Origin of the sequence: Microbacterium sp. R1 (assembly GCF_015159725.1) — a bacterium.
Taxonomy (GTDB): Bacteria; Actinomycetota; Actinomycetes; order Actinomycetales; family Microbacteriaceae; genus Microbacterium; species Microbacterium oxydans.
Map to the genome: position 1 here is coordinate 99,282 of NZ_JADDUD010000001.1, position 12,965 is coordinate 112,246.

15 protein-coding genes are annotated in these 12,965 nt (G+C 70.1%); 8 read left to right on the top strand and 7 right to left on the bottom strand.

What is annotated here, in order from left to right; translation table 11 throughout:
• The first annotated feature begins 108 nt into the window (after nucleotides 1–108).
• Nucleotides 109–1,359 carry a PLP-dependent aspartate aminotransferase family protein gene (locus tag ILP86_RS00380; RefSeq protein ID WP_193761126.1) on the top strand — a complete coding sequence of 417 codons (1,251 nt, stop codon included), beginning with the start codon at nucleotides 109–111 and terminating at the stop codon, nucleotides 1,357–1,359.
• Between the two features lie 53 nt (nucleotides 1,360–1,412).
• Here ILP86_RS00380 and ILP86_RS00385 read toward each other — a convergent pair whose 3' ends face one another.
• Nucleotides 1,413–1,886 carry an acyl-CoA thioesterase gene (locus tag ILP86_RS00385; protein ID WP_046748603.1) on the bottom strand — a complete coding sequence of 158 codons (474 nt, stop codon included), beginning with the start codon at nucleotides 1,884–1,886 and terminating at the stop codon, nucleotides 1,413–1,415.
• 215 nt (nucleotides 1,887–2,101) lie between these two features.
• On the opposite strand from ILP86_RS00385, the gene ILP86_RS00390 reads away from it, so the two are divergent.
• The 3 genes from ILP86_RS00390 (at nucleotide 2,102) to ILP86_RS00400 (ending at nucleotide 4,912) form a co-directional block, all read left to right on the top strand.
• Entirely contained in the window at nucleotides 2,102–3,529 is a 1,428-nt protein-coding gene (locus tag ILP86_RS00390; protein ID WP_170224090.1) for a hypothetical protein, read from the top strand.
• 181 nt (nucleotides 3,530–3,710) lie between these two features.
• Complete coding sequence (locus tag ILP86_RS00395; RefSeq protein WP_046748605.1) at nucleotides 3,711–4,325, top strand: ClpP family protease; 615 nt, start codon at nucleotides 3,711–3,713, stop codon at nucleotides 4,323–4,325.
• The gene (locus tag ILP86_RS00400) at nucleotides 4,322–4,912 is read left to right on the top strand and encodes a ClpP family protease (protein WP_046748606.1); all 591 of its coding nucleotides are present in this window, start codon (nucleotides 4,322–4,324) and stop codon (nucleotides 4,910–4,912) included. Before ILP86_RS00395 ends, ILP86_RS00400 begins: the two co-directional genes overlap by 4 nt.
• A 200-nt stretch (nucleotides 4,913–5,112) precedes the next feature.
• Here the strand turns inward: ILP86_RS00400 and ILP86_RS00405 are convergent, their stop codons facing one another.
• The 4 genes from ILP86_RS00405 to ribA form a co-directional block, all read right to left on the bottom strand.
• Nucleotides 5,113–5,442 carry a helix-turn-helix domain-containing protein gene (locus ILP86_RS00405; RefSeq protein ID WP_046748607.1) on the bottom strand — a complete coding sequence of 110 codons (330 nt, stop codon included), beginning with the start codon at nucleotides 5,440–5,442 and terminating at the stop codon, nucleotides 5,113–5,115.
• Between the two features lie 66 nt (nucleotides 5,443–5,508).
• The gene (locus ILP86_RS00410; RefSeq protein WP_193761127.1) at nucleotides 5,509–6,426 is read right to left on the bottom strand and encodes a helix-turn-helix domain-containing protein; all 918 of its coding nucleotides are present in this window, start codon (nucleotides 6,424–6,426) and stop codon (nucleotides 5,509–5,511) included.
• 69 nt (nucleotides 6,427–6,495) lie between these two features.
• Entirely contained in the window at nucleotides 6,496–6,984 is a 489-nt protein-coding gene (locus ILP86_RS00415; RefSeq protein WP_193761128.1) for a MarR family winged helix-turn-helix transcriptional regulator, read from the bottom strand.
• Nucleotides 6,985–7,013: 29 nt separating this feature from the next.
• Nucleotides 7,014–7,673 carry a GTP cyclohydrolase II gene (gene ribA, locus ILP86_RS00420; protein WP_061016920.1) on the bottom strand — a complete coding sequence of 220 codons (660 nt, stop codon included), beginning with the start codon at nucleotides 7,671–7,673 and terminating at the stop codon, nucleotides 7,014–7,016.
• Between the two features lie 128 nt (nucleotides 7,674–7,801).
• Between ribA and ILP86_RS00425 the strand changes: the two genes are divergently transcribed.
• A complete protein-coding gene (locus ILP86_RS00425) occupies nucleotides 7,802–8,821 on the top strand; it encodes a zinc-dependent alcohol dehydrogenase family protein (RefSeq protein WP_193761129.1) in 1,020 nt (339 codons plus the stop codon).
• Here ILP86_RS00425 and ILP86_RS00430 read toward each other — a convergent pair.
• On the bottom strand, nucleotides 8,811–9,734 hold the full coding sequence (locus tag ILP86_RS00430; RefSeq protein WP_227750876.1) for a DMT family transporter: 924 nt from the start codon (nucleotides 9,732–9,734) through the stop codon (nucleotides 8,811–8,813). The two genes, ILP86_RS00425 and ILP86_RS00430, sit on opposite strands and share 11 nt — an antisense overlap.
• Before the next feature lie 170 nt (nucleotides 9,735–9,904).
• Between ILP86_RS00430 and ILP86_RS00435 the strand changes: the two genes are divergently transcribed.
• Nucleotides 9,905–10,744: a sulfurtransferase gene (locus ILP86_RS00435; RefSeq protein ID WP_058632828.1), complete on the top strand. Its 840-nt coding sequence runs from the start codon at nucleotides 9,905–9,907 to the stop codon at nucleotides 10,742–10,744.
• On the opposite strand, the gene ILP86_RS00440 is transcribed toward ILP86_RS00435, so the two are convergent.
• Nucleotides 10,732–11,655, bottom strand: coding sequence for a hypothetical protein (locus ILP86_RS00440; protein ID WP_193761130.1), 924 nt, complete (start codon nucleotides 11,653–11,655; stop codon nucleotides 10,732–10,734). The two genes, ILP86_RS00435 and ILP86_RS00440, sit on opposite strands and share 13 nt — an antisense overlap.
• A 306-nt stretch (nucleotides 11,656–11,961) precedes the next feature.
• On the opposite strand from ILP86_RS00440, the gene ILP86_RS00445 reads away from it, so the two are divergent.
• On the top strand, nucleotides 11,962–12,612 hold the full coding sequence (locus tag ILP86_RS00445; protein WP_141368224.1) for an acyl-CoA synthetase: 651 nt from the start codon (nucleotides 11,962–11,964) through the stop codon (nucleotides 12,610–12,612).
• Nucleotides 12,609–12,965, top strand: a complete 357-nt coding sequence (locus ILP86_RS00450; RefSeq protein ID WP_046748615.1) for a hypothetical protein — start codon at nucleotides 12,609–12,611, stop codon at nucleotides 12,963–12,965. Before ILP86_RS00445 ends, ILP86_RS00450 begins: the two co-directional genes overlap by 4 nt.

Here is a 12,965-nt window from a genome sequence, read left to right on the forward strand (position 1 = left end):
AGGCCTCCTCGCCTGCGGGACATTGCACAGAATAGCGTTCCGGTTCCTTGATTCGGTGTCCTCTGTCGAATTCCTGCGCTTCTGCCGTGATTCCGGCAACGTGGAGTCATGACTGCACCGCTGCATCCCGATACCGTCGCCGTCCACAGCGGGCGCTCCGATCTGGAGGGTCTCGGGGTGCATGCGCTGCCGATCGACCTGTCGACGACCAATCCGCTGCCCGACATCGAGCGCGGTGGCGACTCGTACGAGGCCATGGCGACGGGCGGTCGTCCCCCGGTCGACGGCAGCATGGTCTACGCGCGGCTGTGGAACCCGACGGTGGCGCGGTTCGAAGAGGCGCTCGCCGAGCTCGAGCACGCCGACGCCTCCGTGGCCTTCGCCTCTGGCATGGCCGCGATGACGGCGGTGATCCTCGCTCACACCGGAGCCACCGGCGCGCGGCACGTCGTCGCGGTGCGTCCGCTCTACGGCGGCACCGACCATCTGCTCGGCTCCGGGCTGCTCGGTGTCGAGACCACCTATTGCCACCCCGACGAAGTGGCGGCGACCATGCGTCCCGACACCGGCCTGGTCGTGGTGGAGACGCCGGCGAATCCCACCCTCGACATCGCCGACATCGCCGACGTGGTGCGGCAGGCGGGCGCGGTCCCGGTCGTGGTCGACAACACGTTCGCGACCCCTGTGCTGCAGAACCCCATCGATCTGGGGGCCGCGATGTCACTGCACAGCGCCACGAAGTACCTCGGCGGCCACGGCGACGTGATCGCCGGCGTGGTCGCCTGCAGCGAGGAGACCGCGGAGGCGCTTCGCCGCGTGCGGGCCGTGACCGGCGGGCTGCTGCATCCGCTCGGTGCCTATCTGCTGCACCGCGGTCTCACCACGCTGCCGGTGCGGGTGCGGCACCAGCAGGAGAGCGCGCGTCGGATCGTGCAGTGGCTGAGCGACCGGCCCGAGGTGGCGGAGGTGTTCTATCCGGGACTCGACGGCGACCCGCGCGGCATCCTGCAGCGGCAGATGCGTGGCACCGGCGCGATGATCGCGATGCGCATGCGTGGCGGGTTCGCCGCGGCCTCCGCCGTCACGACGGCGACCGCATTGTTCACGCACGCGGTCTCGCTCGGCGGTGTGGACTCGCTGATCCAGCATCCGGCGGCACTCACCCATCGGCCGGTGCCGCCCGAGGCCCGTCCGGCAGCCGACGTGCTGCGGCTGTCGATCGGGTTGGAGGACGTCGACGACCTGATCTCCGATCTCGCCCAGGCCTTTGCGGCCGTACCGGCCTTCGACACCGAAGCGCCGCTCACCGACCGGGTCACCTCCTCGCGCGACGCACACCGGGGGGCAGTGCGCGCCTGAGGGGGTGACTCAGCGCCCGCGAGCCCGACGGCGCGGCGCCGCATCGGCTTGACTCACGGCGAGGGGAGGCGGATCGTCCCGGTCGCGAGGCGCTCCGTCGGCATCCGGTCGCGGTCGTAGGTGATCTCGTCGTACCCGTGCGGGGTCGGCACTCCGTCGTCGTCGAGGCTCACGAACACGATCTTGTCGATCGTGAGGATGCGCTTGCGCGTGATCATGTTCCTCGCCACCGCGCGCATGGTCAGCGACGTGGTGCCGAAATGCGTCGCCTGCAGGCCGATCTCGATCAGGTCGCCCTGCACGGCCGAGGCCTCGAAGTTGATCTCCGAGATGTGCTTGGTGACGGCGCGATAGTTGCCCAGCTGCACGATCGCGTAGATCGCCGCTTCCTCGTCTATCCACTTCAACAGACTCCCGCCGAACAGGGAGCCGTTCGCGTTCAGGTCCTCGGGGCGCACCCATTTGCGGGTGCGGAAGTTGAGTCCGTCCTCCGACCACTGCCACGCCGGTGCCTTCTTCTTCGCCATGCGCACGAGGCTAGGCGGCGCGTGAGTCGGAGATGTTACGGCCCGTTTTCGCGGAGGGCACGGCCGTCGGCCGCGTCCCTTTGTGCATACCTCACAAGAAACTCAGTGTCATGAGCGCTGGAACTTGGTTTCGAGCGGCAAATCCGTCACTCGCGCCTCGGCGCAGCCATACAGTCACCGGTGGCAACGACGCCACTGACCCCCGGGAGTCCTCGATGACGAGTACCACGCCCCATTCGCACGGAATCGGCATGCGCATCGCCGTCATCGTGCTCAGCCTGCTGCTGGCCGCCATGGTGGTCCTGTTCTTGGTGACCACCGGCAAGATCGCCGCCGGTGCCTCCGAACTCGCCGACGGCACGACATCGGCCAAGGACGGCTCGGCCGACCTGGCAGCCGGCGCTGCAGACCTCTCCACGGGCGCATCCCGCCTGGCCGAGGGCACCCAGGAGCTCGCAGCGGGAGCCGCCAGCGCGCAGGAAGGATCGCAGAAGCTGAGCGACGGTGCCACGACCGCAGCGACCGGCGCGACGACCCTGGCCGAGGGGGCGAACAGCCTCGCCGCCGGCGCATCGACCGCCGTGGTCGGTGCGGGCAAGGTCAGCGGGGGTGCGCAGACGGCGCTCGCCGGAGCGCAGGAACTCGCGACGAAGATGGCGCAGGCGGATGCCGGTGCGCAGACCCTCTCTTCCGGGATGTCCACCCTCGCCGCCGGTGTCAACGGCGCGCACGCGTATGCGAACGGCGTGCTCGTCGGCGCGACGCAGCTCAGCGACACCCTCGGAACCAAGGTGAACGCCGACGTGGTGGCTCTCGCGCAGCCGGGAGCGAAGACGCTTCTCCAGGGCGTCGCGGCCACGGCGCCCGGCCACTCGCAACAGCTCGCCGACGCCCTCGCGGGGATGCTCGCCGCCGACCCGGAGAACCCGCAGCTGAAGGCTCTCGCCGCTCTCGCCGCCGGAGTCGACCAGGAGGTCGATGCGATGGCTCCCGTCGCGGCCAAGGGCTCCGACCTCGCGCAGGGACTCGTCGCGGCCGCTGCCGGATCGGCTCAGGTGACGGGTGGCGTGAATGCGCTCATCAGCGGTGACGCCGCCCGCCAGTGGCCAGGCACCGCAGCACTCGTCGCTCCCCAGGGGGTGCCCGCTCTGGTCGCCGGCGCGCAGGCTCTGCACTCCGGCACGACGCAGCTCTCGGCAGGCGCATCGAGGCTCGCCGCGGGCCTGCAGACCCTCTCGACCGGGGCATCCGCCCTCTACTCGGGAACGGCGAACCTCAGCGCAGGCGCGACTCGCCTGAACGACGGCGCGACGACGCTCGCCACCGGCGTCGGGACGCTGCAGACCGGCGCGGGCGACCTGAACGTCGGGATCGAGAAGCTCTCCGCGGGCGCCACCACCGTCGCGAACGGCTCGGGCGAGCTCGCGGCCGGCGGCGACAAGCTCGAGGCCGGTGCTGCCGACCTCGCCGCGGGCAACGGCCTGATCGCGGACGGGTCCGGCACGCTCGCCACCGCGACGGCCGGGGCTGCCCCGTCCATGACGCCGTGGGGCCTCGGTATCGCCCTCGCCGGGCTGATCGCGATCGGCTTCTGGGTCGGTCACCGCGTCTCCCATCGACGCGCGCTGGCCCTGGCGGTCTGACTCCCCGACCCCGCCCGACGCCACCCCGCCCGGCCCACCCCCGCCCCGCCCGGCCCACCCCCGCCCCGCCCGGCCCACCCCAGCGCCCTGAGCGGATGTCTCCCACCGGCATCCGCTCAGGGCAGAGCCGCTCAGGGCGGATTCGCGCCGTCCGCGATGTGCTGCGGCCGATGCTGGGGGCATGAGCGAAGACAACCCCATCCCGCAGTTCGGTCCCGAAGCCCGGCGCGCGCTGTTCCACGAGCGGGTGCTCGTGCTCGACGGCGCCCTCGACGACGACAACGGCACGCTGCTGATGACGCAGCTGCTCGCGCTGTCGGCAGAGGACCCCACGGCAGACATCGCCTTGTGGATCCACTCGCCCGGCGGGTCAGTGCCCTCGATGCTCGCGATCCGCGACATCATGCGGCTGATCCCCAATGATGTCGCGACCTTGGCTCTCGGTCTCGCGTGCAGCGCCGGGCAGTTCCTGCTCTCCGCCGGCACCCCGGGCAAACGCCGGGCGCTTCCGCACGCTCGGATCCTCATGCATCAGGGGTCCGCGGGCATCGGCGGCTCCGCGGGAGAGCTCGAGACGCAGGCCGACGACCTGCGGCACATGCGCGACACCGTGCTCGGACTGATCGCCGACGACACCGGTCAGCCCGTCGCGCGCATCTTCGAGGACTCGCTGCACGACCGCTGGTACACCGCGACGCAGGCGCAGGACTACGGCTTCATCGACGCGATCGTGGTCTCGATCGGCGACGTGATGCCGCGACGACGCGCGCGCGTCGGTCTGGGGGTGGACGCATGAGCACCTACTCGATCCCCAACGTCATCGCGCAGCATCCCCGAGGCGAGCGCATCATGGACGTGTACTCGCATCTGCTCGCGGAGCGCGTCATCTACCTCGGCACCGGCATCGATGCGGGGGTCGCGAACGCCCTCATCGCACAGCTGCTGCACCTCGACGCGGACAGCCCGGAATCCGGCATCCAGTTCTACATCAACAGCGAGGGCGGCGATCCAGGGGCCGCGCTGGCGATCTACGACACCATGCAGCACATCCGTCCGCGCATCGCGACGACCTGCGTCGGCCAGGCCATCGGCCCCGCGGCGCTCCTGGTCGCTGCAGGAGACGTGGGGGAGCGGGCGGCCCTCGCCCACGCGCGCATCGTTCTGCATCAGCCCGCAGGGCAGTCGCGCGGTGCGATCCCCGACCTCATCCTTGCCGCCGACGAAGTGGTGCGGGTGCGTTCCGACATGGAGGAGATCCTGGCCAGGCACAGCGGTCGCACGGTCGCCGAACTCCGAGCCGACACAGACCGTGATCGGGTGTTCACGGCACCCGCCGCGCTCGACTACGGACTGATCGACACCGTGCTCGGCGCGCGGAGCTGAGGCGGCGTCCGGGCTGCCGGACGGATGCATGAGCGACGGGCGGCTGCATGACCGACGCGGGACCTGTGGTCATGCATCCGTCCGTCGCTCATGCAGATGACGGGTCAGGGACCAGATGACGGGTCAGCGACCAGGTGACGGGTCAGCGACCAGGTGACGGGTCAGGACCAGATGACGGGCCAGCGACCACGGGTTCGGGGTCAGGCGGCGAGGGCGAACGCGCCGCGCGAGGGGGCCGTCGATCGCAGACTGTCGGCCACGTCGCTGGTGAGCTCGATCAGACTCGTGTCGAGCGCACCGGCGATCGCGGCGATCATCTCGCTCGACGGCTCCTTCAACCCGCGTTCCACCTCGGAGAGGTACTGCGGCGAGACGCCGGCCTTCTCGGCGGTCTCGGTGAGCGTCTCCTCGCGGTCGTGGCGTCGACGACGCAGCTGGTCGCCGAGGAGGTGACGCCACAGCGGCTCGGGGTCGTTCGACTTCGGGCGGTCGGAGCGAGGAGTGTGCGGGAACGAGATCAGGTCGGCCATGCCTCACGATAGGCCGGGGTGTCCGGACGGTTCGAGCTGTTCTGCTCAGAGCAGAACAGCGGGTCCTCAGGCGTCCGCGTGACCAGGGGCGGAGTCTGTCGAAGCCGAGGAGCCGGCGCGTTCGGTCGAGGGGGATGCGGCGGCATCCGTCGCCGCCCAGCTGGCGAGCATCCTCAATTTGTCGGCCGATGCCGTCCCTGGCTCCGCGGTGTAGGTCGAGAGGTGCAGCCCGGGATCGGCCGGGAGTTCGAAGGCCTCGTAGGAGAGCTCGATCTCCCCGACCACGGGATGCGTGATGCGCTTGACCCCGGTGCGGTGGAAGCGCACGTTGTGGGCGGCCCACAGCGTGCGAAACCGCTCGCTCCGCGTCGAGAGCTCGCCCACCAGGTCGGTGAGCTTCCGGTCGAACGGATTGCGTCCGGCTTCCCCGCGCATCGCGGCCACGAGCTCCTGCGTGTTCCGATCCCATTCGGGGTAGAACTCCTGCGCGGCCGGATCGAGGAAGGCGAAGCGCGCGCTGTTCGGCTGCGGCTGCGCGAACACGGGCGCGTAGAGGGCGCGACCCAGGGCGTTCGCCGCCAGGTAGTCGAAGTAGTTGTTGCGCACGATCGCCGGAGCTTCGGTCATGGCGTCGAGGAGGCGCAGGATGCTCGGACGCAGCTCTGTCGTCTTCTTCCGTGGTGCGCGCGCGACCGGCGAGGTGTTCGCGGCGCGGGCGAGGTCGAACAGGTGCGCGGTCTCGGCCTCATCCAGCTGGAGCGCACGGGACAGCGCATCGAGCACGCTGTCCGATGCCCCGGACAGGTCTCCGCGTTCGAGACGCGTGTAGTAGTCGACGCTGACCCCCGCGAGCAGCGAGACCTCCTCGCGGCGCAGTCCGGGAACGCGGCGGTTGCCGCCGAATGCCGGGAGTCCGGCCTGATCGGGGGTGATGCGTGCGCGCCTCGTGGAGAGGAACTCGCGCACCTCGCTGCGGGTGTCCATGCATCCGACGCTACGCGCTCGACGACCGGACAGGGAGGTACTGGCGGTACCGGTGACCCGGGCCGTACGTCAGAGGGCCGCGGTCACGCCGGGGAGCAGCTTTCCGAGGATCGCCCCCAGCTGCTCGCGCTCCTCGCCGGTGAGGGGGTCGAGCACGAGCTCCCGCACCTGCTCGACGTGCACGGGGGCCGCCGTGCGGAGCATCTCCCGTCCGGCCGGCGTCAGCGTGGCCGAGAGGGTGCGCTTGTCGGAGCCGCAGGAGGTGCGCTCGACCCAGCCGCGCTCCTCGAGCGAGTCCAGCGCGTGACTCAGGCGCGAGCGGCTGAGGCCGGCGATGCGGGCGAGCTCGGTCATGGTCACGGCGCTCTCACCCCGGCCGGCCAGGGTGATGAGGATGGCGTAGCGGGCGTGGTTGAGACCGACCTCTTCCTTCAGCGTGCGGTCGAGCACCTGAGGGAGCAGCTGCACGAAGCGGATGACCGGCAGCCAGGTATCCATCTCGGTGTCGTCGAGCCGACGCGGATTCTGCTCCGCTGTCCCGTCCGCCTCCGAGGTCATGGTGCCGTCCCGTGCTGTCGCGCCTGCCGTCATGCCGCGGACAGGTCGAGGGTGTGCGCCGTGTGGTCGCGCTTGGCCTGCAGGTAGCGGGAGTTCGACTCCGACAGGTGCACCTGGGTGGGTACACGGTCGGTCACACGGACCCCGAGGGCTTCGAGCTGCACCGCTTTGTCGGGGTTGTTGCTCAGCAGGCGGATGCCGTCGACGCCGAGCGCGTGCAGCATCTGCGCCGCCACCGTGTAGTCGCGCTCGTCCTCACCCCGGCCCAGGGCGACGTTCGCCTCGTACGTGTCGAGGCCGGCATCCTGCAGGGCGTACGCGTCGAGCTTGGCGTACAGGCCGATGCCGCGCCCCTCCTGGCGCAGGTAGAGCAGGAAGCCGCCCTCCTCCGCGATGCGCTCCACGGCCTCGCGCAGCTGAGGGCCGCAGTCACAGCGTTCCGACCCGAACACGTCGCCCGTCAGGCACTCGCTGTGCGGGCGCACGAGCGGGGCCTCGCCGCCGTCCTCCGCGCGATCGATCGCCGCCCGCCAGTCGCCCAGCCCGAGCAGCAGGTGCTCGCGGCCGTCGGCCAGCCCGTCGAAGGTGACCACGTCGGCGGTCGTGGAGAAGCCGTCGCCGAATCGCAGCGGGACGCGGACGCGGGTGCGTTCCGTCGCGACCGGAGCGACGGTTGAACTTTCAATCATGCCGGGTGCAACGCGGCCTGCTGCGGAGTATTCCCCGTGGAGCGGATTCCGAGGGGTTCCCTCAGTACCTCCCATCCGCCGTGGAATCGGAGTTGACTGGGGGTCACGCGACAGAAGGAGCATCACGAATGCGCGGAGTAGTCATGCACGCCCCAGGCGACGTCCGGGTCGAGGACAGGGAGAAGCCCACCATCACGCGGCCGACCGATGCCGTGATCCGTATCACCGCGACCTGCATCTGCGGGTCCGACCTCTGGCCGTATCGCGGTGCGAACCCCGTGGACCACGATCCGATGGGACACGAGTACGTCGGCGTGGTCGAGGCCATCGGTGACGAGGTGCAGACGCTGGAGGTCGGCGACTTCGTGGTCGGCTCCTTCATGGCATCAGACAACACGTGCGAGATCTGCCGAGCGGGATACCAGTCCCGGTGCGTGCACGTCGTCCCGATGGGCAGGTACGGCACGCAGGCCGAGTACGCGCTCATCCCGCACGCCGACGGCACCCTGGTCGTCACTCCAGGACAGCCGGACGCCGACCTCATCCCGTCTCTGCTCGCCGCATCCGACGTCCTGGGAACCGGATGGTTCGCCGCGGTCGCCGCCGAGGTGGGGCCGGGCAAGACGGTCGCGGTCGTCGGCGACGGCGCGGTGGGTCTGCTGGGCGTCCTGGCCGCACGCGAGCTCGGCGCGGAGCGCATCATCGCGATGAGTCGCCATGCCGATCGGCAGGCTCTGGCGCGCGAGTTCGGTGCCACCGACATCGTCGAGGAGCGGGGGGACGAGGGGGTCGCCCGCATCAAGGAGCTCACGGACGGACTCGGCGCGCACTCCGTGATCGAGGCGGTCGGCACGCAGGAGTCGATGATGCAGGCGATCCGCTCCACCCGTCCCGGCGGCCACGTCGGCTACGTCGGTGTCTCCCACGATGTCGCCCTCCCCGGCGAAGAGCTCTTCTTCTCCGGAGTGCATCTGCACGGCGGCCCTGCTCCCGTGCGGCGCTTCCTCCCCGAGCTCATCCAGCTGATCTGGGACCGGAAGATCGATCCGGGCACGGTGTTCGACCTCACGCTGCCGCTCGAGGACGCGGCGGAGGGCTACCGCGCCATGGACGAGCGACGCGCCACGAAGGTGCTGCTCACGGTGTGACGTGCGGAGGCGTGGACTCCTGCGGGCGTCGTCGCTGTCGCTGTCGCACGAGCTTCACCTCGCTCGCGAGGATCCCGAGCACGACGAGTGCGCCGCCGATGAGCGCGGTCGCGGGCAGGCGCTCGCCGGCGAGGCGTCCGATGACCCCCGCCCACACCGGCTCTCCCGCGTAGATGATGGTCGCGCGCGTGGGGGAGACCGACTTCTGCGCCCAGTTCATCGTCAGCTGGATCAGACAGCTCGCCGCCCCCAGTCCCACCGCGCAGCCGACCCAGATCCAGGAGAAATCGGGAACCCCCTCACCGACCACCGGCATGGTGAGCAGTCCCAGCAGGCCGGCCGTGAGCAGCTGCACGATCGTGATGCGTCCGAGGTCGATCCTCCCGGCGAACAGGCTGATCAGGATGATCTCGGCTGCGATCGGCAGGGTGCTGATCATGGTCGCGATCTCACCGGTGCCGAGCGTCAGGGCGAAGGCATCCGGCCCCGCGATGAACAGCAGCCCCACGAACGCCAGTCCCGCACCCGCGAACGCCATGGCCGGGGGACGCTTGCGGAACACGGCCCACTGGGCCAGCGGCACCATCGGCACGTACATCGCGGTGATGAACGCCGAGGTGCTGCTGTCGATGGTCTGCAACCCCAGCGTCTGCAGGCCGTAGCCGAGGTAGATCATGACGCCGATCGCGATGCCGGCGCCGATGTCGCGCCAGCGGATGCCGCGCAGAGCGCGTCGGAAGATCACGACGCTGATGAGCCCGGCGATGAGGAAGCGGATGCCGACGAAGAACCATGGCCCGGAGTGCTCCATGGCCCAGTGCACGAGCAGGAAGGTGCCGCCCCAGACCGCGGTGATCGCGATGAGCGCGGCTTCCTGCGGACGCAGACGCATCCACCGGAGACGAGAGGGCATCGTTGCCCCTTTCTCGACGTTGCCGGATAGAGCCTAACGGGCCGCAGTCGTCGTTCGAATCGCGCGGATGGTGCCGAACAGCCGTCTGATCGAGTCAGTTGCGCGATGCGAAAGTGACGGGAGAAGACGGCCGGGCGCCGATGCCGCTGCGGACTCGGTAGCCTCGCAGCATGAGCGACTTCGTGAGTGCCGTCGAACTGAACGACCTGCTGACCGGGGGTGCGCCGGTGCGTGTGATCGACGTGCGCTGGCGCCTCGATCGTCCCGACGCCGGACACGACGACTACCTCTCGGGCCACATCCCCGGCGCGGTGTTCGCCGCTCTCGACACCGAGCTCGCCACGCACGGCGAGGCCGCGGAGGGGCGCCACCCGCTCCCGTCCACGGCCACGCTCCAGGACGCGGCCCGTCGCTGGGGGGTGCGATCCGGCGACACGGTCGTCGCCTACGACGACTTCAAAGGCATCGCCGCCGCCCGCGCCTGGTGGCTCCTGCGGCAGGCCGGCGTCGACGTGCGCGTGCTCGACGGCGGCATCAGGGCATGGCGGGCTGAGGGGTTCGACATCGCGACGGACGACGTGAGCCCGGAGCCCGGCGATGTCGTGCTCGACCCGATCGGAGACGATGCGTTGTCGATCGACGAGGCCGCGGCCTTCCCGGCGTCCGGGGTGCTGATCGACGCGCGGGCCGCGGATCGGTACCGAGGCGACTCGGAACCGTTCGATCCCGTGGGTGGTCACATCCCCGGTGCGCGCAATCTTCCCGAACCCGTGCACTTCGACGCGGACGGGAAGATCCTCGACAGGGAGACGATCCTGGCGACCTTCGCCGAGGTCGGCGTGACGCCGGGAACGCCCGTTGCCGCGTACTGCGGTTCGGGTGTGACGGCTGCCCACACCGCACTTGTACTGCACGAGGTCGGCATCGAGGCCAAGGTCTTCCCCGGGTCGTGGAGCCAGTGGTCGAACACCCCGGGGCGTCCGGTCGCGGTCGGCGATCAGCCCGGTTGATCCTCGCGGGGGCCGTATCCCCACTGCAGGCCCAGCGCGCCAGGCCCGAAAGCCCGACGCACCAGGTGGACCGAGTTCCCGCGAGGCGGCGGGAGGGGGGTGATCGTGACCCCGTCCGGCGTCTCGATGTGCTCCTCGCACCAGTCCGGGATCGCGTCGGGGTGGAAGCGCGTCCACACCAGCAGCTCCCTGGCCTTCTGCGCCAGCGCGTGGCCGGTGTCGTGGGTCTCCGGGTAGTCGGGCGGGTACTCGACCGACCACTCGACCATCGCGGTCTCCGGCGCTGTCAGGGGGACGTCGAGTTCGAACAGCACACCGTGCACCTCGCCGTCCGGGTGGGAGTAGCGCGCCGCGATCCTCCCCCCTGACACGGCCTTGAGCAACGGCGCCGGCGTGCGGACGCCCGGGGTGATCTCCAGGAACGGTATCGCCGTGATCGTGCCCACCGTCGACTGCACGATGCTGCGCGTGATGCTGTACGCGACGTTGCCGTCGGCCCCGACATCCGTCACCGAATGGGTGGTGAGCTCGCGGGAGGTGTCGGGGTAGGCCGCCCCCAGCGCTCGGAAGGCCTCGATCACGGCCACCTCGAGCTCCTCCTCGTCGATCGGGAACTGGTTCGGCCCGAGGGGGCCCGTGCGATTGGTCGAGCGGAGCATCCTGCTCAGCGCGCCGACGCGGAGTCCGAGGAGCTCCTCGATGTCGGCGAGGGCTGCCAGCGACTGCGCGCCCTCCGGTCGCCTTGCGCCCGACCGCCAGTAGCTCAGGGTCGCCATCGACACGCGGTTACCCCGCGCCTTGAGCTGCCGCTGCAGCCAGGACAGGGTCACCGGTTTGGCGTTTATCGCGTCGCGCAGGGCGCTCGCGAAATCACCGTGCTCGGCTCTGCGCGCGTCATCTTCGAGATTCATCACAGATCCCCTCCGGTATGTGAAGATCAGCGCTTTAGAGTGAGCATACGACCGCACGCGCGTACCTCAGGGGACCGGGTGGGCATGTGGGGTCACTTGGCCGTCTTCGCGGGCAGGGTGCCCGTGCCTGCGAACGACCGGCCTGACGCAGTGATGCCCCCCTTGCTGCGTATGTCGTGAAGCCCGGCAATCGATCTGGGGAGATCCGCCGGGCTTCACGAATCCTCCCCCCGCACGGCTCCCGGCGTCGCGGCCACGCAGCCTTGCGTAGACTGGGAGCAACACCCCGGAGGACTCAGGACCGTCATGTCTGCCCCTGCTCGCGCATTCACCATGCGCCACGTGCAATTGCTGCGCGCGCTGTTCGCCGCCGTCGCCGCGCTCATGATCACGTTCTCGTCTGATCACTCCGCACCCGTCGGTCTGTCCGTCTTCAGCGGTTTCGTGTTCCTCACGGCGCTCGTGCACGTGCTCGCCGCCTGGCTGGTGCTGCCGGCCGGATCGCGCTGGCCGTCCGTGCTGCTCGCCGCCGTCGGGGTGGTCGCCGGCCTCGTGAGCGGCATCCCCGTCTGGCGGTCTGACGATCTGTTCTTCGTCGTCGTCTCCTCCTGGGCGATCGTCAGCGGCGGCGTCGAGCTGCTCGCCGGCATCCGCTCCCGTCGTGCCGGCGGCATGCTGTCCCGCGACGCGATCTCCGTGGGGGCGCTGGGCGTGCTGCTCGGTATCGCTCTGCTGCTGATCCCGTCCGGGTTCCTCCAGGAGTACACGATCGACGAGGCCGGCACGTTCGTGCTCTCCGGCATCATCCTGGGCGTCGGCATGTTCGGCGGCTACGCGGCGATCGTCGCGGTGTTCCTCGGCATCGCCGGCCTCACACCGAAGCAGGCCGACGCGGTCACGACGGCGTCCGATTCGAACGACAGCACCGCTCCTGCGGGGCACGGAGGAGAGCGATGAGCGACGAGAAGCCCACCCGCCGGGACATTCTGCGACCCCTGCACCTGCTCCTCATCGCACTCGGCTGCGGTGTGTTCGCCATGGTCGTCACGCTGGTCTCCACCGGTGCCTTCACCGCGCGGGTGAACGCCTCCATCGCCAACGGCACCTACGAGGGGCTGACCCCGATCGCCCTCGGACTCGTCGTGGGCGGCGGCGCGTTCATCGTGACGCTGCTGATCCTCGCGATGCTGATCCTCGCCGTCGATCCCGCCGACGTGACGAAGACGATCGATCGTCCCGTGCTGTACGACCCGGAGCCCGAGGGCGAGAACCCCGATTCCGCGGCGCCCGGTCGCTCCGCCTCCTCCTGA